This window comes from Pseudomonas sp. 2835, assembly GCF_050435905.1.
In the GTDB taxonomy this organism is placed as follows: domain Bacteria; phylum Pseudomonadota; class Gammaproteobacteria; order Pseudomonadales; family Pseudomonadaceae; genus Aquipseudomonas.
In genome coordinates, this window is record NZ_JBNDLE010000001.1 from 200,743 (window position 1) to 223,470 (window position 22,728).

Sequence of the window (22,728 nt, forward strand, 5' to 3'; positions counted from 1 at the left end):
CTCCTGTTGCTGGCAGGTGAGGTGCGCGCTCATGACGCGCTCCAGGTCAGGGCAAACAGGGTTTGCCCCGGTAGTTGGAACTGAATACGGCCGCGTTCGCAGGTAAAGCGTGCGCTGCGTGGCTGGTTGTCGGGGCCGAATAGGCTCAGGGCGCCTTGCGGGCAGTGTTGCTCGGTGGCCAGGCTCACCTGCTGCAGGCGCTCACCCTTGTTCACCCCCAGCAGGCTGCGCTGCTTGCCGCGGGCCATGGCCAGGGCGTCGACTTCAAAGGCGTCGTTGTCCAGGGCCAGCACCTGGTCGAGCCAGTGCTGCTGGATGAACTGCTGGGCCAGGCCCACAGGCTTGAGTTCAAAACTGTTCTCGTTCAGCACCCGGACCATGCCCTTGGGCCACTCGGGTTCATCGGCGACGTGGAACCAGTTGAGCATGTCGAGCAGGCCGTCCTGGGAGGCGTTGATCACCACCGAGGCCCACCACAGGGCGGTGAAGTGGGTTTCCTGATCGTAGGGGCTCAAGGTCGAGCCGCTGGAAACGTTGGTCTGGTCGAGCAGCAGTGCCTTGTTCGGCCGGCCCTGGGCATCGAGGCCGACCAGGGCTGCGGCCTGGCGCACCGAGTCGCGGTAGCTGCGGGTGGCCAGCAGGTCGCGGACCATCCATTCATGCCAGGCCAGGGCGTCGATCTGCGCGCCGTGGTCGTTGAGCAGGCGCCGTGCCCAATCGAGGCCGATGCGTGTTTCGCTGCTGCTGTGCAAGGGGCCGTTGACCAGCCGCGAGCTTGCCGGCATGGCGATGCGCACCCCTGCTTCACGTGCACCGGGGCTGCGTTGCACGCGCTCGGCCATGGCCTGGAAGTAGCGGCTGAAGCTTGGGTAGTCGCTGTAGTTGAGGTTGGGTTCGTCGGCGAAAGCCAGGTAGTGCAGGGTGTTGCCGCCCAGGCTGCGGGTGGTGTTGAGCCAGTCGTCGAGGCCATCGTTGCTGGTGCGGTTGGCGGCCAGCACCGATTCGCGGCCGGTACCGGCCAGCAGGGTGATGTCTTGCTTGATCGCGTAGCGTTGCTGGTAGAAGCGGCGGAACTGGTTTTCGTAGCCGGGCTGGCGCGCCAGCAGGTCGGCAAAGCTGTAGTAGCCGGCGGCCTGCGGGCGCAGGGCGTCGAGTGCGGCGTAGCTGGAGGGTGGCGGCAACACATAGGGCAGGTTGACGCCCAGGTCCGGGGTACGGCCCAGCACTTTGGGGCCCAGGGTCAGCGCGACCTGGCCGTCGGCGCTGTGCAGCGGCCCCAGTTGCTCGGCCCGTTGGGCGAACAGGTTGGCGCTGCCGTCGAGCCAGAACGCCGCCTTGCCGCGGCCTTGCAACCGCAGGCGGAAGGTTTGTGCCTGGCTGGACACCGGCAGCGGCAAACGATCGAACTGCCAGTAGGCCGGGTAGGGTTTGAGCGCCAGGCTCAGTTGCCGGTTATCGCCCAGGCGCTGCACCTGCAGGCCGTGCACACCGCCATGATACTTACCGGCCAGGGTGGCTTTTGCCCCGGCGGGCACCTGGAAGTACAGCTCGACGTTGGGCCCGACTTCGGCACTGAAGTGCACTTTGGCCGGGGCGAACAGGGCGCGGGTGCTGTCGGCATGCTCGATGCGGTAACGGCGAAAGCTGTAGCCTGGGATCTCCAGTTGGTAGTCGTTGCTGCTTGCCGCCAGCGGCCATTGCACGCGGCCGCGGGTTTCGCTGGCCTTGATCGGCCGTTCGGCCTGCAGGCGGCCCTGGCCATCGAGCAGGTAGATATGTTCAGGGTTGGCCTCGGCCTGCCAGGCTGGTTGCCAGCTGACGCTCAGGGTATCGGCCTTGCTCGGTTGCAGGTACAGGCTGCCATCGCGCAGGTCGCCCCACTGCAAGGGTGCAGCCTGCAACGTAGCGCTCAACAGCACGCCGGTTACCACCAGGGCGCTGCGCTTCATGCCGGCCGCCGTTGCAGCATCTGCCGTAGCGGCGCCAGGTCGCTGGGCATTACCAGCAGGGTTTGCCAGAACGGCACGCCGCTGAGTTTGCAATACAACAACAGCATCGCCAGGGTCACTGCCAGGTAGGCGATGGACGAAGCCATCGCTGCGCCGACGATGCCGTAGGTGGGTATCAGCAGCACATTGAGTACCAGGTTCAAGGCCGCACCCAGGCCCATCATCAGCGACACCGTGCCCGGGCGGTTCTTGCCCAGCAGGTCCAGGCGCAGGATGCTCGCGTAGCACAGGCCGAACAGCCCCGGCAGCAAGGCCAGCAGCGCCGGGTACGCCGGTTGGTATTGGGCGCCGAACAGGGTGACGATCAGCCATTCGCCAATCAGCGCCATGCTCAGGCAGGCGCCGAGCATCACCGTGGCGGTCAGGCGCAGGGCCAGCGGAGTGAGCTTGTCCATGCCGGCGTCCTGCTGCAGCAGGCGCTTCATCAACGGCGTGGTCACAGCTTCGGGGACGATCAGCAGCAGTTCGGCGGCGGCGCTGGCCATGGCGTAATGGCCTAGCGCGGCGCTGCCGAGCATGGCGCTGATGAACAGGTAGTCGGAACGCAAAATCACCTGCTGGAACAATAAGTCCGGGTGGCTCTTGGCGCTGTACGAGAGCAATTCGCGCTGGCCGCTGCGGTCCCAGCACAGGCGGATCGAATGTTGCCGGCCGAGCCAGTACAAACCGAGCACCACCACCAGGCTCAGGCCCATCAGCCAGCTGATCAGCGCAGCTTCCAGGGCCGCGTGCTGCCACATCCAGAACATCCCGACGAACAGCAGCAGCGGCACCAGCGACTCGGTCAGGCGCAGGGCGTTGAAGGCGCCGACGCCGCCGCTGGCGTTGTGCAAGGTCAGCAGGCCGCTTTTTAGCACCGTCAGCGGCACGGCCAGCAGCAACAGCCAGGCCAGCAGGCCAAGTTGGCTCGTCACTTCAAGTTCAGTGCCGAACTCTCGGGCCAGGGCTACGCAAACCAGGGTCAGGGCGCCGGCCACCAGGCAGCCGTAGATCAGCACCTGGCTGAGCAGCAGGCCCATCGAGCGCTGCTTGGCCGCCTGATAACCGACGGCGGTGTTGAGCCCTCCGCTGGTGGCGGCGCTGATCAGGTCGGGCAGGGTGCTGAGCAGGGCGAACAGGCCGCGTTCGCTGGGGCCGAGGATGCGCGCCAGCAACACGTTGCGCATCAGCCGCAGGGCGATCATCGCCAGGCGCGTGCCCATGCTCAGCAGCAGGTGGCGCACATAGTGGCTGCGGCTCATGGGCGGCCTCCACGGCTGATGCGCCAGGCCAGCAGCGAGGGGCGGCTGGCACTGCGCTGGCTGACGCTGATGCGCGGCAGGGCCAGGGGGTCGTCATGGCCCTGGCAGATGCCGGCGCGGGTGCTCAGGGCGAAGGGGTAGCGGTGCGCGGCCAGGCGCTCGCGCACTCGCGCATCGTGGTCGCCGTTGGGGTAGCAATACACCGGCAGCGGCTGCTTGCAGCCTTGTTGCAGGGCATAGTGGCTGCGGCCCAGTTCTTCTTCCAGGCGCTGGTCGTCCAGGCCCGGCAGCAGCGCGTGGCTGGCGCCGTGGGGGCCGAAGCTGATCAGCCCGGAGTTTTCCAGGTGGCGCACCTGGTTCCAGTCCAGGGCCTGGGGCAGGGACTCGGCCGGGCAGGCGTCGGTCAGGTGATGCAGGGCCATGGGGCTGAGGCTTTTCAGGCTTTGCAGGTACTTGCCCAGGGCCTGGCTGCGCGCGTGCGGGCGGTCGCTCATGAAGTACGCCGCCGGCAGCGGCCGGCCGATCTTGCGCAGTTGCTCGATCAGCGCCCGGCGGGCGATTTCGCCGTGGCTGCCCCACAAGGTTTCACCCAGGCTTTCCCACCAGAAGCGCTGGCGGCTGCCGATGTAGTCGGTGGACAAAAAGATGCTCGCCGGCATCTGGTACTGCTGCAACAGCGGGAAGGCATTCAAGGCGTTGTCGCGCCAGCCGTCGTCGAAGGTCAGGGCGACCTTGGGCCGGTTGCTGCTGCGCGGGTGTTGATGGGCGTTGAGCAGGTCCATCAGGTGTACGCAGTCAAAGTGGCGTTGCAGCCAGCGCAGCAGGCGCTCGAAGGCCTGGGGGCCGACGCACAGTTCATTGCGGTGCGGCAGGGCGGCACTGTTGTCGTCGGCCAGCACCCGGTGCAGCATGAGGATCACCCCGGCGCCGCGCAACTGGCTGCGGCCCTTGGGGGAGTTGAGGTACAGCCAACCGCTGGCACGCTTGATACTGGTTTTTATCGGCATGTCAGGTGCTCATCGAGTCTGGTCGGGGGTCCATTGGTTGTAGCTGTGCCCGCGCAAGAACTGCCACAGGCCGACGCTCATGCCGGCCAGGGTGACCAGTACGAAGGCCGCCAGGCGAAAGGGTTTGGGCAGGCGCTGGCGTACGTCCAGCAGGCCGGCGATGGCGATGGCGTAGACAAGCAGTTGCGCGGCCAGGGCCAGGCGATAGAAGCCGTGGTCGTCAAGCAACCAGAGGTTGGCTAGTAGCATCGGCACCAGCAGCACTGGCGCCAGGCGGCGGATCAGCTTGTGGCTGATCAGGGCAATGGCGTACAGGCCGTGGCGCAGCGGGTTGAGCAGTTCGCGGCGCTGCGCCAGGCTGATCAGGCCGCCAACGGTGACGCGCTGGCGGCGGCTGAACTGGCGCTCGGCTTCGTCCACGCCCTGGTCGAGCACCTGGGCTTCATCAACGTAGACCACCCGTTTGCCGGCCACCGGTGCGCAGGTATTGATGTAGAAATCGTCGTTGACCCGCGCCGGGATCGGCTGGTACAGCTCGCGGCGCACGGCCTGCAGGGCGCCATCGGCCGACACTGTGCAACCGGTGCGGCTCTCCACCCGGCGCAGCCAGGCTTCGTAGTGGCGGTACAGGCTTTCGCCCAGGCTCAGGCCGTTGCCGGCCACCGGGATGATCATCTTGCCCACCGTGGCGCCGACCTCTGGGTCGGCAAAGGGCGCCAGCAAGGCGGCGAGGGTGCCGTCGATCCAATGCACATCGGCGTCGGTGAACACCACGATGTCGCCTGTACACTGGGTGACGGCGACATTGAGCACGCTGTTCTTGCCCATGCGCGGCAAGTCCAGGACCTGGATGCGCGGGTCGTCGAAGCTGCGCGCCAGGGCCACGGTGCGGTCGGTCGAGCCATCGCTGGCGACGATGATCTGCAAGCTTTCAGCGTGATAGTCCTGGGCCAGCAGGTTGCGCAGCTTGTTGTCGATGTTGCGCTCTTCGTTATGCGCAGCCACCACCACGCTGACCCGCTGTGGCGCCAGCGGCGCAGGGCTGTGACGGGGGAACAGCGGCCCCAGCACGGTCAGCAGCAGGGGGTAGCCCAGCCAGGCATAAAACGGCAGCAACAGGCACAACCAAAAGATGAACTCAGCCACGGGCGGGCCTCCTTGCGTTCCAGTTGAACAGGCTGAGCACGAAGGCCGCGCCGGCCAGGTGCAGGCGCAGCCAGTGCAGGCCCCAGAGTTGCAGGGCGAATAACAGGTCACGGTGTTTCAGGCTCTGCTTCAGGCTCAGCAACAGCGCCGGGGCCGTGCTGACCAACAGCATCGACAGCGCCAACTGCTGGTAACCCACCAGCAGCGCCGACAGGGCCAGGGCATCGAGCCCCCAGACCACCAGCGACAACAGCGGGAAGCGCAGCAGGCGCAGGCTCGGGCCATTGCTGCGCAGCAGATGCAGGTGGCTGCCCTGGCGCCACAGCTCCTTGCCCAGCCACTCGCGCCAACTGCCTTCGAAGCCCCAATGCAACGCCAGCGGCTGGCGCAGGGCCAACAGGTGCGCGCCGGCCTTGTTCAGGCGCCAGGTAAAGTCTTTGTCTTCACCGGTGCGCAGGGTCTCGCTAAAGCCGCCGACCTGGTCGAACCAGTGGCGCTGCATCAGCAGGTTCTGGCTCGTCATCCATTGCATCGGCTGCAGCGCCGGCGCGCCGGCGCGCAGGGTCCGCCGTTGCCAGGCCCGGGCGAACCACGGCGCCTGGCGCGGGGTGTCGCAGTCCAGGGCAAACACATCGCCACGGCCTTGGGCGTGCAGGCCGAGCACCAGGCTCAGCCAGTGCTCGGGCATTTCCATATCGGCATCGATAAACGCCAGCCATTGGCCGCTGGCGGCCTGCACGCCGCGGTTGCGCAGGGCGCCGATAGTCAGCCCGGGCAGGTTCAGCACCTGGGCGCCGAGGCGCTGGGCGATCTGCGGGCCGTCGTCGCTTGAGCCGTTGTCGAGCACAATCAGTTCGCACTCAAGGCCGGCATCGGCGCCAGCCCTGAGCGCCGACTCAAGGGTCCGGGCAATGTGCCGGGCTTCGTTGAACATGGGTACCACGACACTGACCTTCATGGCTTCACCTGCGCCAGGCGTGCCTGCTCGGCGTCAACACGCAGCACGCTGGACAGCGCCAGCATGATCCACAGGTATTTGTGGTTGGGCGCACTCAAGAACATTAAAAACAGGCTGATGGCGAGCATGCTCATGCACAAGTGGGTGAGCAGGTCGGCCCGATACTGGTCACCCTGGCGCAACCACAGGCGCCGGGCGTACCAGACGTTGTACAACGCCAGCAAGACCATGCTGACGAACAGGATGCCGGCCGGGACGCCGACCTCGCTGAAAATCTCCAGGTAGGTGTTGTGTGCCCGGCGGTACAGGTCGCCGACCTTGCGGTTGGCCGAAAACGCCTTGGCGTAACCCGTGGTGGCGTAGTGCAGGGGGAAGGTGCCGGGGCCGGTGCCGAGCACCGGGTGTTCGCGAATCATCTTGCTGCCGACCACGATGTACGACGAGCGCCGGCCCAGGGAATCGTCCTTGAAAGCGTTGACCCCGGACTTGAGCAGCGCCAGCGACTGGATGCGCGCCACGTAGCTTTCCGGCATCAGTGCGACCATGGTCGGCAGCAGGATCGCCAGACCCAGCATGGCGAAGCCCAGGTGCCGCGGACGCAGGTGGGCGACCTGGGTGCGGTAGTGCACCAGCACGATCCCCAGGCTGATCAACAACACCACCAGGCCCGAACGTGAATTGGTCTTGGTCATGCCCGCCAGCAGCAGGATGCAGCAGGCGATCCAGAACAGCTTGTGCAGCTTTCGTGGGCTGTTGAACACCAGCCACAGGGCCATCGGTACAGCAATGGCGATGAGCATGGCGAACAGGTTGGGGTCTTCCAGCAGGCCGGCGGCGCGGCCTTCGTCCTGGTACTTGGCCGAGACCATGGCCATGATGCAGGTCAGACCGACGCTCAAGGTCACCAAGCGGTACATCATTGTCAGGTTGAGGTCGCGGCCGATCAGCAGGGTGATCCCGAACAGCAGCAGGCCCACGGTCATTTCACGCAAATGCCCCAGGGACATCTCGCTGTTGTCGCTGACCCACACGCTCAGCAGGTACAGCGCCACAAAGCCCAGCAGCAGCCGCCACATGGGGCTGCGCAGGCGCTCGGCGGGCAGTTGCTTGACTGCCAGCTGCAGCACCAGCACCAGCGCCAGGGCCGCGCCGATCAACTTGCTGGCGGTCAGTTGGCTGTCCTTGAACAGGCCTTCGAGCGGCACCAGGGTGATGATCGCCAGCAGCCCCCAGGCCGGGCGTTTGTACAGCGCCAGCACACCGGCCAGGCCCAGCACCGCGCCCGGCGCGAGGAACGGATAGGGGCTGGCGAGCAGGGCCAGGCAGGCAATTGCCAGCAGGCCGATCAGCGACAGGGGAATGATCATGCGCAGGTCTCCGTGGCCGCGCCCAGGTAGACCCGGGCCCAGCGTTGCGCCAGCGTCGGCAGGTGATAACGTTCGCGTTGGGTGCACCGCGCCTGGGCGATCAGCTCGCCGGCCCGGGCCGGGTCGAGCATCAGCGCCTCAAGCTGGGCGGCCAGCTCTTGCACCGCCAGGGGCCGGGCCAGCAGGCCGCTGCGCCCATGTTCGATCACATCGGGGATACCGCCGACAGCAAAGGCCACCACCGGCACGCCATCCTGCATGGCTTCAAGCAGGATCATCGGCGTGCCTTCGGTGCGCGAGCTGATCACCAGGGCGTCCAGGCGCGCCATCCACTGGCGCATGTCGGCCTGAAAACCCGGCAGGCGGATGCGCTGGCTTAACCGCGCGGCGTCAATACGCGCTTGCAGGGCGTTGCGCTCAGGGCCATCGCCGAGCATCACCGCATCGAGCTGCGGGTGACGCTGGCACAGCGGGATCAACGCATCGAGGAACAGGTCCGGGCCTTTCTCAGGGCTCAAGCGTCCGACGTAACCGGCCAGCCAGCGGCCATCGCCAGGGTGGCGGGCGGGCAGGGCGTCGGCTTCGGGCAGGCCATTGGGGATCACCTGCAGCTTGTGCTCGACCACCCCTGCCTGGCGATGAATACGCTTGATGCTCTCGGCCACGCAGACTACCCGTTCGATGGTGGCGGTGCGGCACAGTTGCAGGCTGATCCAGGTGTACAACCGTTGTTTGCGGCTGCTGGGGGTAAAGCCGTGCTGGGTGGCGACCATCGGCAGGCGCCACCAGCGCGCCCCCAGCCAGCCGTAGATCAGGCCTTTGAAGTTGTGACTGTTGATCAGCGGCTGCTGGTCATGGCGCTGGCGCAGTTCAGCGAACAGCTCGCCCGCGTTGCTGCAGCTTTTGCAGGCCACGCCGGCGGCGCGAAAACGCGCCACCAGGTGTTCCGGGGCCCCGAGAAACAGCACCTGGTGCTGACCAGGGGTGGCCTGGCAGTGGTCCAGCAGCATCCGCTCGGCGCCATAGAAGCCGCCACTGCTGAGCAGGTGCAGGATCGGCCGCTGTGGGCTCAGGGCTGCGTTCAATTGCGCACCCAGTGCACCAGCCGCGGCAGCGACCAGCCCTTGTAGGGGTTGGGGGTTTCCGGGGTCTGGTCGTTGATCACCAGCAGTACCGGCAGGTCCAGTTGATGGCTGATTTGCGCCGGGTGCTTGAAGCGCCGGTCAAAGAACTCTTTGACATACACCAGGGCAATGGCCAGCAGCAGGCCGGTGAGCATGCCGAACGGCACGATCAGCAGCGGCTTGGGAAACGCCGCCTCGGCAGGCTCGTACGGGGCGCTGAGGATGCGCGCGTTGGACAGGCCGCCGAGCAGGTCGGCACCGCGCGATTCTTCGTAGCGCTGGGTGTAGGTGAAGTACGCCTTGTGCAGGGCGTCGATCTCGGTGTCGAGCTGGCGCGCCTTGCTCTGGGTCTCTTGCAACTGGTGCACGCGGCCTTTGAAGTCGGCAATGCGCGCGGTTTTCTGGGCAATCACGTTCTGCACCACGGCCAGGTCTTTCTCGCGCTCCTTGATGCGGTTGGCGACGATCTTGAGGAACTGCTGGCGGGTCTTGGCGATTTGCTCGCGCTGCAGCAGCATCTGCTCGCTGCCGGGCTGGAACACCGCCAGGTCGCTGACGTAGGTCAGCACCAGGGTGGTCAGCTGTTCACCGAGCTGCTTGATTTCGCGGTCTTCGAAGGCCACGTTGTCGACCGTGGTGGTGAAGGTGTAGGGGAAGGCGAAATCGCGCATGCCAGCGTTGCTGGCGGCGGCCAGGCTGGTTTTCAGGTAGTCCAGCCACTGCTGGCTTTGCAGCAGGCGGTCGCGGTATTGGTTCAGCGCCTGTTCTTCGGTGTTGATGGCGTTGAGGCGGAAGGTGATCTCTTCTTTGGGGTCCGAGGAGCCGATGCTTTCGAGCATGCCCAGGCGCTTGCCCTCGAGGTCATCCATGCGCACCTGGTACTGCAGTTTCTTCTGCTCGTAGAACTGTTCGGGCAGCTCGTTGGATTGCAGGTTCTGGCGGTTGCGCAGGTAGTTTTCGAGCAGGCGGCTGACGAACAGCGTGCCCAGTTTCGGGTCAGGGAAGCTGTAGGTCACCGAGACCACGTTGGAGCCGGGCAGGGTCTCGATCTTCAGGTCCTTGATGGCGTCGTCGGTCAGGGTGTCGAGCTCGGTATCACGTACCGGGTCGACCTCCAGGCCGAACAGTGAGCGCACCGGGTTGACCACGTACTCGCGCAGCGGGTTGACGAGCGCCGTGCGGATCGGCCCGAACACCGCCCGCTGCATCAGGCTTGGCGGGATGTCGTACTTGCCCTCGGCGCGCAACTGGCTGATGGTTTCGCGGATCAGGGTCGGCGAACGCAGGATATTACTCTCGGTTTCCATGTCGGCCAGCGAGGGCGGGATGAACTTGTCGGTCTCCTGGTCCAGGGCGTTGTTGGTATCGCTCTGGGAGAGTTTTTTCGACTGCACAATCACTTCGGCGGTGATGTCGAAGCTCTGCTTGAGCACCAGCGGCAACAGCAAGGCGATCACTGCGAAAACCAGGAATACCCGTTTCACCAATTGGCGGTTGGCGAAGAAGATCCTGAAGAATTCATGCAGGTAGTTTTCTTTTGTATTCATGCTCGGATACCCGCCTGGGATTAGTTGTTGTCGCTTTCTTTGTTGTCTACGCGATAACCGAAGCTGAAGCCCACGCCCTGGAACAGCACCACGTCAGCCAGTTGCCGGGCCAGGTCGCCGGCGCTGGCGAGCTTGGTCTTGGGCACATAGAGCATGTCGTCCGGCTGCAGGTAGGCCACTTGCGCGGCGCTGGCATCCAGGGCCTTGTCGACGTTGTAGGGCACGGCCTGCACCTGGTTGCCGTTGCGGCGCATGATCACCACCGAATCGAGCCGGGCCTTGACGTTCGGGCCACGGGCCAGGGTCAGGGCTTCGAGCACCGACACCGGGCGGCGGATCGGGTAGGCGCCGGGCTGGCCGACTTCACCGAGCACGTAGATCTCGTTGACGGCGGTGGACTTGAGCATCACGTCCACGGTCATGCGCCCCGGCAGATCGGCGTAGCGCTTGTTCAGGTAGGTCTGCAGCTGGGTCACGGTCATGCCCTGCAGCGGCACCGCACCGATCTCCGGGAAGCTCGCCTGGCCGTCGCTGCCGACGGTAATCTCGCGGCTCATGCCGGTGGCCGGGTGGTTGAGGGCCGTTCTGAGGTTCAGCTCGTTGGTCAGCGGGCTGATCACCTGCACGGTGACGTTGTCGCGCCCCGGCTGGAACAGGTGCTTGTTGCGGTAGGCCTGCTGAATGGTGCGGCGGGCTTGATCCGGGGTTTGCCCGGCGATGTTCACCGAGGTGTTGGCCCGCGGCAGTTCGATGGTGCCGTCAGGCAGCACCAGCTGGTTGCCGTTGAGCGAACTGGCTGCCGGGAACTGCAGGCCGATGGTGTCGCCGGACTGGATCTGGTACGAGGCCGAGCCGCTGGTACTGATATGGAAGATCACATCGAGCACGTCCTGCGGGCGCAGTACCTGCTCGCTGCGCGGCAACTCGGTATCCTGGGCGTTGGCCGGTGCGGCGGTCATGATCTGTACCGGCATCTGCCGGGTGTCCTGGTTGGCGCAGCCGGCCAGGGTCAGCAGGCACAGCGCAAGCGTTGTGTATTTCATGTGAGGCTCCTGGTCTGCTGGCCTAAAGATTGTTGTACAGCCACTTGGGCATGTAGTACTTGCGCCGGTTGAAGACGCTGCCGATCAGCCTGGCGCCGGCCTGGGTCAGGCGCTGGGCGGCGGCCTGGGCCACTTCCCAGCGAGTCTCCTCGGCGCACACGACGAGGATCACGCCATCGACCAGGGTGCCGATGATCAGGCTGTCGGCGCTGGCGTACACCGCCTCGCCGTCGATCACCACAAAACGGTAATGCTCGCCCATGTGCTTGAGCACTACCCGCAACAGGTCAGGGTTCAGGCGCTCCTTGCCGCGCTTGTAGGTGCCGGCCGGCAGCACGTCGAACGGCTGGTCGGACAGGCGCACGATGCAGTCCTGCATCAAAGGCGGGGTGTCCTGGTCGAACATCAGGTCGTTGAAGCCGCGCAGCTTGTGCAGGCTCAGTTGCTGGCTGAGGTTGTTGCTGCTGGGACTGCTGTCGACCAGCAAGACCGGGCCGCCGCTCATCAACGCCAACTGGCTGGCGAAAGCCAGGGCGCTGGTGCTGGTGCCGCTGCCGGTGTTGGCAGCGGTCAGCAACAGGATGCGCTGGTCTTCATCGAGCACTGTCGAGGTCAGGTTGGTTTCGCTCGGGGTGGCGATCGTCAGACTTCTTGAAGTAGAACCGTCCATTCAACTTGCTCCGTGGCCGCTGAAGACTTTGAAGGGAGTCTTGAAGAGGATCTTCAGATCCAGCATCAAGCTCTGTTCGTTGATGTAGCTCAGGTCCAGTTCGACTCGCTGGTCGAAGTCTATGTCGCTGCGTCCGGAGATCTGCCAGAGGCCAGTCATGCCGGGGTAGATGCTCAGGCGCGCGAGGTGGTTGTCTTTGTAGCGATAGGCGTTGAACGAGGTGGGGCGCGGGCCGACCAGACGCATGTCGCCGATTACCACGTTGAACAGGTTGGGCAACTCGTCCAGGCTGCTGCGCCGCAGCCACTGGCCGATCGGGGTGACGCGCGGGTCCTTGTCGATCTTGAAGTCGATGGCATCGGCGCCGTGCTTATTGAGGTGGCGCACCGACTCCTTGAGGGCTTCGGCGTTGGCGACCATGGTGCGGAACTTGTACATGCCGAAGGCGCGGCCGCGGTAACCGGTGCGTTTCTGCACGAAAAACACCGGGCCGGGGCTGCTGAACTTGACCAGCACGGCCAGGGTCAGCAGCAGTGGCGAAATGATCGCCAGAATGCACAAGGCACCGAAACAGGCGACCACCCGGTTGGTGCGCGACAGGGTCCAGGGACGCCCGCCCGCGCGACCGGTCAGCCAGCCACGGCCTTGCATGTGGATCGCCGCGTCGATGCGCTGGCGGTGCGCAGGGTCCATGCGCTTGTCTTGGTACAGTGCCTGTAGTTGCGCACTTTTAGGTTGTCCTGTCATACCGTTCTCCGTTGCTGCGCGGGCAATTGCCCGTTGACCCGCACCGCGTCCCGGTCAAGTTGCGGGTAGTACTGATGAAACCAGGCAATAAACCGCCCGAGCCCTTCATCCAGCGAAACTTGGGGGGTGAAGCCGGTGACCTGTTCCAGGGCGCTGGCATCGGCACAGGTGGCCAGCACATCGCCCGGTTGCAAGGGCAGCAGCTCGATGGCGGCCTTGCGCTGCAGGTGTTTTTCCAGCAGCGCCACGTAGTCAGTGAGTTCCACCGGGCGTTGGCCGCCGATGTTGAACAGGCGCCAGGGCGCGTGGCTGCTGGCCGGGTCCGGTTGTTCGCGGTTCCAGGCCGGGTTGGCCTGTGGCGCCAGCGGGATCAGCCGCACCAGGCTTTCGACGATGTCATCGATGTAGGTGAAGTCGCGTTGGTGCTGGCCGTCGTTGAACAGCTGGATCGGCCGGCCTTCGGCAATCGCCCGGGCGAACAGGATCGGCGACATGTCCGGGCGGCCCCAGGGGCCGTACACGGTAAAAAAGCGCAGGCCGCTGGCGGGGATGCCGAACAGATGGCTGTAGCTGTGAGCCATGGCTTCGTTGGCTTTTTTGGTCGCGGCATACAGCGACAGTGGATGGTCGACGGCATCCTCGACACGGTACGGGGTGTGCTGGTTGGCGCCGTACACCGAACTTGACGAGGCATACAGCAGGTGCTGCACCGGATGGTGGCGGCAACCTTCGAGAATGTTCAAAAAGCCGCTGAGGTTGCTGTCGATGTAAGCCCGCGGGTTTTCCAGCGAGTAGCGCACCCCGGCTTGCGCCGCCAGGTGAATCACTACCTCGGGTTGCTCGCTGGCAAACAGCTCGGCCATGCCGGCGGCATCGTTGAGGTCCAGGCGGTACAGGGTGAAGGCTCTGGCCTGGGCTTCGACCCAGCGCACCCGCGCGTGCTTGAGCGCCGGGTCGTAGTAGTCGTTGAAGTTGTCCAGGCCGATCACCTGGTGGCCGTCACGCAACAGCCGCAGGCTGCAGTGAGCACCAATGAAACCGGCAGCGCCGGTGACCAGGATCTTCATGGCGCCGGCACCTCGGGCTGGACCTGACGCAGGCCGATGCCGCTGTAGCTCAGGCCGAAGCTGGCGACCTGTTCGGGGTTGTACAGGTTGCGCCCGTCAATGATCAGGCGGCTGCGCAGTTTTTTCGCCAGCAGGGCGAAGTCGACCACGCGAAAGTTCTTCCACTCGGTGCAGATCACCAGGGCGTCGGCATCTTCCAGGGTGTCGTCGCGGGTGGCGCACAGTTGCAGGTCCTTGCGGTAGCCGTAGATGCGCCGGCATTCGGACATCGCCTCTGGGTCGAAGGCACACACGGTAGCGCCTTCGGCCCACAGCGCCTCCATCAGGTAGCGGCTCGGCGCTTCACGCATGTCGTCGGTGTTGGGCTTGAAGGCCAGGCCCCAGACGGCAATCGACTTGCCGGCCAGGCTGCCGGGCAAGCGCTGCTTGAGCTTGGCGAAGAGGATCTGGCGCTGGCTGTCGTTGACCTCGCTGACACTTTGCAGCAGGCGCAGGGGCATGCCGCTGCGTTCGGCGGTGTGCAGCAGGGCGCGCAGGTCCTTGGGGAAGCACGAGCCACCAAAGCCGCAGCCTGGGTAGATGAAGTGATAGCCGATGCGCGGATCGGAGCCGATGCCCTTGCGCACCGCTTCGATGTCGGCGCCCAGGTGCTCGGTGAGGTTGGCCAGCTCGTTCATGAAGCTGATGCGCGTGGCGAGCATGGCGTTGGCCGCGTATTTGGTCAGCTCGGCGCTGCGGTTGTCCATGAACATGAGCTTTTCATGGTTGCGGCAGAAGGGCGCGTAGAGCTCGGCAAGCTGGTCGTGGGCCTGGTCGTCGGCAGTGCCGACGATGATCCGGTCCGGGCGCATGCAGTCGGCCAGGGCGCTGCCTTCTTTAAGGAACTCGGGGTTGGACACCACCCGCACCTTGAGCGCGCCCTTGCCCAGGTGTTCAAGCTCTTCGCGGGCCAGGGCTGCGACCTTGTCGGCAGTGCCGACCGGGACGGTGGACTTGATGATGAGGGTGCGATCGGCCTCCATCAGCCCGGCAATCTGCCGGGTCACCCCCAGGACATGGGAGAGGTCGGCCGAGCCGTCTTCATCCGGCGGCGTGCCGACGGCGATGAAGATCAGTTCGGCATGAATCACCGCATCACTGGCCTGGGTGCTGAACAGCAGGCGACCTTCCTTGATGTTCTCTTCGAGCATGCTCGAAAGGCCGGGTTCGCTGATCGGCGGTACGCCCTGGCGCAGTTGACTGATCTTGTGCGCATCGACATCGACGCACAGAACCCGGTGTCCTACGTCTGCGAGGGCCGCAGCTTGCACAAGACCGACATAGCCGGTGCCAAATACGCTCACGTCCATGTCGGCGTGCCTCGTATGGAGTAATGAGGATGAAACAGTGGTGTGATTTCGGTATAGCCCACCCGTGGAAAGTCGTGTCAATCAAATGGCATGTTTCGTCGCATTTACACGCGCTGCGTTTTGAGCTTTTCGCTATCAAGCCTTTCTAAATCCGGGGGTTAGCTTGAGTAGGCACTGGCCAATTGCCGCATCGCTAAACGATGAACGGTCGAAGCCCTCGAATAATAAGGCGTTTACGGATGTGGCTGTTTCACGAATGCAACGCTTTCGCGTTTTTGAACTGTCAGAATTGACGCCGCCAAGTTGGGTCAGAAAATTGACGTTGTTCCGGTTTGCGCTTTGTCAGGGCACTGCTAACGTGTCAGAGATCGGGTCGTTTGCAAGGCGTTTAGCGGGGGAGAAATGCACAGATATCTCAAGGAACTGCTGCTGGCGCTGTACCTGCTAAGCAACTATCCGTACTACCTCGAACGCTTTGAGGCGATCGGCCTGAGCCCGGCGTTGCTGTTGTACGCCGGCGTACTGGTGCTGCTGGTGCTGGCCTTGCTGCTGTGCGCCAACATCCGCCAGGCCTGGCTGCGCTGGGGCTTTGCCCTGGTGTTCAGCGCCAGCGCGGTGTTCTTTGATGCCTATACGCGCATCACCGCCGACTACCTGACCTACAGCGGCTTTATTTCGATGGTCTACTCCGGTGGCTTTATCGGTGACGCCATCGAGCAGTACCACAGCGTGATCCTCCGGGTACTGGGTAGCTCGCTGCTGTTATTGCTGGGCCTGGGGCTCAAGCCACGGCACAGCGTGCCTGGGCCCCGGGCACTGCCGTGGGCGGCGCCGCTGCTGGGCATCGCCTTGCTTACCGCGATTTTGTTCGTGCGCGCAGGCGAGGGCGCGCGCGGCCTGCCGATCATGTTCACGCCGCTGGCGTATTCCAACCTGATGCTCTACGAGTCGCTGAGCGATAGTGTCGGCCCACGCGAACCGGTGACCCTGGCGCGCAGCGGCCCGGCCCTGGCCCGAGACATCGTGCTGATCATCGACGAAAGCGTCTCGGGCAATTACCTGGACCTGAACACCGCCCATGGTGTGCGCAGCCAGCTCAACCAGGGCCGGCCCGGGGTCAGCATCTTCAATTATGGCTACGCTGCCTCCATCGCCAACTGCAGCTCCGACACCAACGTCACCCTGCGCTATGGCGGCACCCGCGACGACTACCTGCGCATCAACTCGACCTTGCCGTCGATCTGGCAGTACGCCAAGGCTGCAGGCCTGGGCACCGTGTACATCGATGCCCAGCGCACCGGCGGCAACCTGCAGAACCTGATGAACGCCAAAGAAAAACGCGATATCGACCAGTTCATCCAGTTTGACAGCACCCCGGTGCGCGACCGCGACATGGCCGCCGTGGCCAAGCTCACCGAGCTGCTGGGCGACGGCAAGGCGCAACTGATCGTGATCAACAAGGTCGGCGTGCACTTCCCGGTACATGACAAGTACCCCGACGACTTCATGACCTACCGCCCGGCCTTGCCGCGCGGACAGTACACCGACATCACCGACACTGGCCGGCGCGATGGATTCAATGGCCAGCCCGAAGACTGGGTGCTGTACCGCAACTCGTACATGAACAGCCTGCTGTGGAACGTCGGCGAGTTCTTCAACCGCCTGTTCGCCAAGGCCGACCTGAGCCAGGCGGTGCTCATCTACACCTCCGACCATGGCCAGGACCTGCACGAACGCGGCAACCCGGGGCTGAACACCCACTGCGACAGCAACCCGGTGGAAGAGGAGGGGCTGGTACCGTTGGTGGTGATCCAGGGCCAGGGCCTGCGGACCCTCGACTGGCAGGCGCAATTGGCGGCCAACAAAGACCGCTCAAGCCACTACAACATCTTCCCCACTTTGCTGCAGTTGCTCGGCTACGACCCGGCCGGCATCGCCGCGGTGTACGGGCGCTCGCTGGTGGTGCCGACCGACGACCCGTTCAGCTTCAACACCCGCTTCAATGCGCGGCTGGGGGCCAAGCCTGTGTTCAAGCATATCGACCTGAGCGAAGTGGTGACGCCGGGCCAGGCTCTGCCCACTGCGCAGATGCCGGTGGGCCAGGCCGATTGAAGCGCGGGCAGTAGTTATGTAGCGCCTGGGGCGCAAGTGAACAGGGTTACCTGCGGGTCCATTCCATCCGCAGGTAACCTGCTCATGTCCGATACTGCTGATACATCCACCGTCATCTACCACTACAAACGCCTGGCCGAAGGTTTGCGCCCCAGGCTCGAGCATTTCAATCGCGACAACCTTCAAGCGCTGCTGCACAGCCAGCGGGCGATTCATACTGACCGCCAGGCTCAGCCCCATGCCTGGTTCAATGACAGCGAGCCAGAGCAGCGCACGGCCCTGCTCAAAGCAGCCAAGGCTCAGGAAGATGCGCGCTGGCGCCTGGCCGGGAGTTTGTCCGCACTGCAGAGCATCACTGAATACGCCACCCCGTTGCTGACCCGGGCATTGCTTGAGCAGCACGGCCTGCAACTGGACGTGACCCGTGCGCAGTTGCACCGTTGGGCCAGCGAAACAATAGGCGGGCGGCAAGTGATCAAGGGGCCGGAGCGACGCGCCAGTCTGCTGGAAGCGGCGCTGCAGAACTTCGAGGCTTTTGAGGACTTTCACTTCAGCCACCTCACCCGCGATGGCCAGGCCACCGATACCCTGGCCTTGACCGCCAAGGACTTCGCGGCCTTGTGCCGTGATCTGGATCTGGGACTGGGTTATCAGCAACACCTGGAGCAGGTGTTTGACCAATCCGGCAACGCGCAGCAACTGCGTGAGCAAATGAGCGAAGCAACCCGCACCGATGTGCAACTGCTGGTGCAGCGGGCCAGGATCAAAAGCGAAATAAGCGACTCGGCCCATGACATGCTCCAGGCCCTGCTCAAGGGGGCGCCGGCGATGCTCGATGGCAAGCCGGTGGTGTGCCGTCGCCTGGCCATCTTCGACTGTGAGTTGGCCGATGTGCTGCTGATCGGCCCGCCAACCGCCGGCAGCGACTCGACAGAACGCTGTGTAGCCTGGATCGCCGGCGCGCCGCTGGCGCCGCTGAAGGAGTACAGCTCGACCAGTGCCTTCGCCAAGGACCTGGCTATAAGCTTGCAAACCACCGAGTACAGTCGCGCCCTGGCGGCCAAGGTGCCTCAGGCGCTCAAGGGGCAGTTTATCCGTCGCCTGGAAAGCACGCTGTTTGAAGTGCGCTTTCAGGGCAACGAGCAGATTCGCCAGCCCATTGCCCAGCCGCGCCTGCAGGTCAGCGAGCGTATTGTTGAGGGCGAGCTGTGGTCCAGGTTGCAAGCTTTGCAGGTGCGCCGGCTCAAGGCCAACTCCCGGGTGCTGGCCGTGCCGACCGGCGATGAAGACTACCAGGCCCGGCTGCAGCGGCTGGACAGCTGGTTGGAAATTGCCTTGGATGTGCTCAATGCCGCCGCGTTCGTGGTGCCCGGCCTCAATGAGGTGATGCTGGCAGTCACGGGAGCACAGTTGATGGGTAATCTGTTCCATGGTGTGCAGGCCTGGGAAGCGCATGAAACCGCCGAGGCGGTTGCGCAACTGGAGTCGCTGGCCCTCAATCTGGGGCTGTTCGCCGGCCTGGCGGCGGCCGGTGTGGCCTTGCAACCATCGGCTTTTGTCGACCGCATGCACAGTGTGGAACTGGCCGACGGCCAGACGCGCTTGTGGAAAGCCGACCTCAGCGGCTATGCCAACCAGGTACAGATCCCCGACAGCGTCCAGGCCAACGACCTGGGCCAGTACCTACACGAGGGGCGTTACTACCTGCGCCTGAACGAGCACTGGTACGAGCAGCGCCAGACCGACAGTGGGCAGTGGTGCCTGGTGCACCCCACCGACCCGCAGGCCTACGAACCTGTGCTCAGGCACAACGGCCAGGGCGCCTGGCAGTTCCAGGGCGAGCAGCCGCTGCACTGGCCGCGCGGGCAGTTGCTCAGGCGCATCGGTGCGCTTGCCGACGGGCTTGACGATGCGCAACTCGAGCGTGCGCTACGCATCAGTGGCGTCGATGAGCAGGCCCTGCGCAGTGCCCACGTTGACCAGGCGCCAATCCCTGCGCTGCTGGCCGATACTCTGCAGCGCATGCAACTTGAGCGACGCATCACCCGGCTGATCAGCGACGTGCGCGCCGGCATGATGCCGCAGCCAGGCATGACCTACCCAGTAGCCTTGCTGGTCGAGTTGCCGAACTGGCCCGCCAACCGGGTGCTGGAGGTATACGACGGGCCGGAGCTTTGGGGGGCTTCATCCACTTACGGCCTGGAGCGCTGGCCGCAAGGGCGCTCGATCAAGCTGCTGGCCAGCGAGGTACGTCAGGGCCAATTGCCGGAAAAGGTCCTGGCCGCACTTGGCGAGGACGAAATCAGTCAACTGCTGGGCAGTAACGTGGCAACCGCTGCGCGCACGCAGGTCTTGCGCAACACCCTGGCCGAGCAGGTGCAAAAACATCGCGGCGCCATTTTCGACCGCTTGAGGCAAAGTGCGCCAGGGCCTTCTTCACCGGGTGTTGCGCTGCTACTGCGCGACTTCCCCGAGTTGCCCGAGCGCATCGCCCGGGAGATCGAAAGCCAGGCCAGCCTGGTTGAACAGGCGCAGCTCAATCAAGCCGGGGCGCGCCTGCCGCTGCGCCTGGCCGAAGAGGCGCGGCTGTATCAGCGAGAGGTGCGTCTGAGCCATGCCCTGGAAGGGTTGCAAGTGTCGGCCCCGAATAATCCGGACAGCCAGCGTCTGGCCCTGGGGGGGCTGGAATCGTTGCCGGGCTGGACAGGCAATGTACGGATCGAGCTACGCGAGGAGGTGGTCAGCGGTCGCCTGCTGGCCAGCATCGGCCGTGCCGATGGCGAGCTCAAGACCCTGGTTGCCAACAGCGAGCGCTACCGTGCCTATGATGGCCTGGGCAACGAGCTGGCCAGCGGTGACGACTTTTTTGCCGCTATCCTCAGGGCGTTGCCGGACGCCGAGCGCCAGGCCTTGAGCATGGATATCTTTGATGCCGGGCAGTTGCGCCTGCGGCTGCAGGAACTAGCGCTCGAAGACCGTCCCCGGGCGTCGCACCTGCTTGGCCAGCAGCCGCGCAAACCCTGGCATCGGGCGCCCCTGCGCCTGGCAGATGGACGTAACGGTTACACCCTCGGCGGCGCCTCCAGCACCTTGCGCCCAGAAACTCATCGACGCCTGGGCGTGCTATATCCGGAGATGAGCAGCAAGCAGATTACCCGTCTGGTTGGCGAGTTGCGCCAGAGCGGCCGCGACTTGGCCGAGATTGTCGAGGCACTCGAGAAAGAATACCGGCAACTGCAGATCAAGCTCGACGACTGGGCGAGATCCGCGCCCGGCAGCCCAACGCGCCAGCAAGTGGCCTCACGCCTGAAGCGGGCCTGGCAACGGGGCGGAGGCTCGCAGAGCCACAAGCTTGATCTCAAGGAACTGGATATCACCGGCTTGCCAACGCTTGACGTGCAGTTCCCGCACATCACCGAGCTTGATATGCGCGGTGTCGTCGGGCCTTATGGCGTACGCGGAGGTGAAATTCCCCCGCATCTGTTCAGCCGTTTTCCGAAGTTGCGGGCCTTGGGCCTGGGGGGGAACTTCCTGCCCGAGATTCCGTCGACGATCAGTCTCTGTGGCGAGCTGGAAGAGCTGGCGATGAACAGTAACAGGCTGCACATCAACGACACCATGTTCCAGCCGTTGCAGGCGTTGGCAAAGCTGAAAAGTTTCAGTCTGGCTAGTAATGGACTGGGGCAATTGCCTGACGCCGCCGTCGAAGCACTGTCGCAACTGCCTGCGTTGGCCTACCTGGACCTGAGCAGCAACCAGCTGGTGCTCGAAACCCGCCACCTGGAACAGTTGTCCAGGTTGAGCCTGGGTAATCTGAACCTTTCGCACAACCGGATTACCCTTGATGAGGCCGGGGCGGCGGTATTTCAGCGCTTTATCAATCTGCGCAAGCTGAACCTGCACTCCAATCCCCTGATGCGTGCGCCTGACTTGAGCTTCATGCCCATGCTGGACAGCGTCGACCTGAGTTTCTGCCAGCTGCGCGAATGGCCAGCCGGGCTCACCGACCTGATGAACCAGAACCAGTTCCAGCTGCGCTCGATCAACCTGGCCGACAACCAGATTGGGCAGATACCGCCATTGGCGCAAACCCGCTTCGGGATGATCCTTCGCCGTCAGGGGCCGCTTGGCGATCTGGCGCTGCGCTTGCCCAATAATCCGCTCGATGCTCAAGGCATTCTGCGCTTGCATGCGCTAGGCCTTTCCCATGTGTTCCACGGTGATATCACGCCCAACCGGCTGTGGCTCCAAGGTGCCAGCGAGGTGCGACAAGAGTTGTGGCAGGCGCTGTTCGACAACGAACGCAACCGCTCGTTGTTCACGGCCTTGAGCACCCTGGAACGCTCGCAAGCGGCGCAGATCGATGCCGAGCACTTGACCCGTCGGGTGTGGAGCATGCTCGAACTGGCGGCGCAGGAAGAAGTGCTGCGTAACGATCTGAATGACATCGCCGGCAGTTTTCCTGATACCTGTGGTGATGCCGGAGCGGATGTGTTCGCCGCGCTGGAGGTCGAAGTCATGGCCAATCGTCTTGCCGGGCAGGCGCTGGATGTCCAGGGCCGCACTGGCGAGTTGCTGGGGCTGTACCAGCGGCTGTACAGGCGTCATCAAGTGGAGCGGATCGCCGACCGGATCTCCAGTTTGCGCCAGCTGCGCAAAAATGCGCTGGACAGCGGCGAGGCGCCGCCCGCGCTGGACCCGCTGGACGACATCAGCGACGCAGATCTTGCACACACGGTCGACGACATAGAAGTTCGCCTGGCACTGCGCCGCACCCTGGCCAGCCGCCTGGACTTCCCCGAGCCTTCGGACGGGATGCTTTACCGGCACCTGGCCTATGTCAGCGATCGTCTGGCCAGCCGGGTGGAGCGGGAAGTGCGCAGGCTCGACATCGCAACCAGTCGCCAGCAATGGATGCTTGAACAGCCGGGCTGGACAAGGTTTCTCAAGCAGCGCTTCAAGTCGCAATTCGATGCATTGACCGAGCGTTGGTACGAGGGCACGGAGTATGCCGATCATTGTCTTGACCTGCACAACCCGCCAGTCGCGATGCTGGATGCCGGTGTGGTCAGCTTCCTCAATGGGCAGGCTGCTGAAGCAGACTTCGCCGGGGCCGGCATAACCTCCCTCAGTCATGATGACGCGGGCGCCTTGCGCCGGCAGGCGTTCAATGATCACCAGTACACCGTGTTCCTTAACGTACTGGCCAGGGGGCAGGCCGCCGCCGAGCGTGCACTGCTGTTGCGGCTCACGGCTATGCCGGGCTGAGGCAGTACTTATCTAGCACCGCCGTCATAGGCGGTGTTGGTCTCCTGACAGCCCCTCTCTGTCAGGAGTTTTT

Annotated in this window: 15 protein-coding genes; 2 read left to right on the forward strand and 13 right to left on the reverse strand. The window is 64.3% G+C overall.

Features of this window, described 5'->3' with window-relative positions; all coding sequences use genetic code 11:
• Positions 1–29: 29 nt before the first annotated feature.
• The 13 genes from ABIE20_RS00750 to ABIE20_RS00810 are packed head-to-tail and all read right to left on the reverse strand — an operon-like array spanning position 30 to position 15,275.
• Positions 30–1,949, reverse strand: a complete 1,920-nt coding sequence (locus ABIE20_RS00750) for a hypothetical protein (RefSeq protein WP_429501929.1) — start codon at positions 1,947–1,949, stop codon at positions 30–32.
• A complete protein-coding gene (locus ABIE20_RS00755; protein ID WP_429501931.1) occupies positions 1,946–3,250 on the reverse strand; it encodes an oligosaccharide flippase family protein in 1,305 nt (434 codons plus the stop codon). Before ABIE20_RS00755 ends, ABIE20_RS00750 begins: the two co-directional genes overlap by 4 nt.
• Positions 3,247–4,257 carry a polysaccharide deacetylase family protein gene (locus ABIE20_RS00760; protein ID WP_429501933.1) on the reverse strand — a complete coding sequence of 337 codons (1,011 nt, stop codon included), beginning with the start codon at positions 4,255–4,257 and terminating at the stop codon, positions 3,247–3,249. The genes ABIE20_RS00755 and ABIE20_RS00760 overlap by 4 nt, the downstream gene beginning before the upstream one ends.
• A gap of 9 nt (positions 4,258–4,266) precedes the next feature.
• Positions 4,267–5,403, reverse strand: coding sequence for a glycosyltransferase family 2 protein (locus ABIE20_RS00765; protein ID WP_429501935.1), 1,137 nt, complete (start codon positions 5,401–5,403; stop codon positions 4,267–4,269).
• Complete coding sequence (locus tag ABIE20_RS00770) at positions 5,396–6,361, reverse strand: glycosyltransferase family 2 protein (RefSeq protein ID WP_429501937.1); 966 nt, start codon at positions 6,359–6,361, stop codon at positions 5,396–5,398. The genes ABIE20_RS00765 and ABIE20_RS00770 overlap by 8 nt, the downstream gene beginning before the upstream one ends.
• Complete coding sequence (locus ABIE20_RS00775; protein WP_429501939.1) at positions 6,358–7,728, reverse strand: O-antigen ligase family protein; 1,371 nt, start codon at positions 7,726–7,728, stop codon at positions 6,358–6,360. Before ABIE20_RS00775 ends, ABIE20_RS00770 begins: the two co-directional genes overlap by 4 nt.
• Entirely contained in the window at positions 7,725–8,813 is a 1,089-nt protein-coding gene (locus ABIE20_RS00780) for a glycosyltransferase family 4 protein (protein ID WP_429501941.1), read from the reverse strand. Before ABIE20_RS00780 ends, ABIE20_RS00775 begins: the two co-directional genes overlap by 4 nt.
• Complete coding sequence (locus ABIE20_RS00785) at positions 8,810–10,399, reverse strand: GumC family protein (protein ID WP_429501943.1); 1,590 nt, start codon at positions 10,397–10,399, stop codon at positions 8,810–8,812. Before ABIE20_RS00785 ends, ABIE20_RS00780 begins: the two co-directional genes overlap by 4 nt.
• Positions 10,400–10,419: 20 nt before the next feature.
• Positions 10,420–11,442 (reverse strand): polysaccharide biosynthesis/export family protein, encoded by a 1,023-nt coding sequence (locus ABIE20_RS00790; RefSeq protein WP_429501944.1) that lies wholly within the window; start codon positions 11,440–11,442, stop codon positions 10,420–10,422.
• 22 nt (positions 11,443–11,464) lie between these two features.
• On the reverse strand, positions 11,465–12,112 hold the full coding sequence (locus ABIE20_RS00795; RefSeq protein WP_429501945.1) for a CpsD/CapB family tyrosine-protein kinase: 648 nt from the start codon (positions 12,110–12,112) through the stop codon (positions 11,465–11,467).
• Complete coding sequence (locus ABIE20_RS00800) at positions 12,113–12,859, reverse strand: sugar transferase (protein ID WP_429501947.1); 747 nt, start codon at positions 12,857–12,859, stop codon at positions 12,113–12,115.
• Positions 12,856–13,926 (reverse strand): NAD-dependent epimerase, encoded by a 1,071-nt coding sequence (locus tag ABIE20_RS00805; RefSeq protein ID WP_429501949.1) that lies wholly within the window; start codon positions 13,924–13,926, stop codon positions 12,856–12,858. The genes ABIE20_RS00800 and ABIE20_RS00805 overlap by 4 nt, the downstream gene beginning before the upstream one ends.
• Positions 13,923–15,275, reverse strand: a complete 1,353-nt coding sequence (locus tag ABIE20_RS00810; protein WP_429501951.1) for a UDP-glucose dehydrogenase family protein — start codon at positions 15,273–15,275, stop codon at positions 13,923–13,925. Before ABIE20_RS00810 ends, ABIE20_RS00805 begins: the two co-directional genes overlap by 4 nt.
• Positions 15,276–15,677: 402 nt before the next feature.
• On the opposite strand from ABIE20_RS00810, the gene ABIE20_RS00815 reads away from it, so the two are divergent.
• Both ABIE20_RS00815 and ABIE20_RS00820 read left to right on the forward strand, forming a co-directional pair.
• On the forward strand, positions 15,678–17,387 hold the full coding sequence (locus ABIE20_RS00815; RefSeq protein ID WP_429501953.1) for a sulfatase-like hydrolase/transferase: 1,710 nt from the start codon (positions 15,678–15,680) through the stop codon (positions 17,385–17,387).
• 84 nt (positions 17,388–17,471) lie between these two features.
• On the forward strand, positions 17,472–22,655 hold the full coding sequence (locus tag ABIE20_RS00820; protein WP_429501955.1) for a dermonecrotic toxin domain-containing protein: 5,184 nt from the start codon (positions 17,472–17,474) through the stop codon (positions 22,653–22,655).
• The last annotated feature ends 73 nt before the right edge of the window (positions 22,656–22,728 follow it).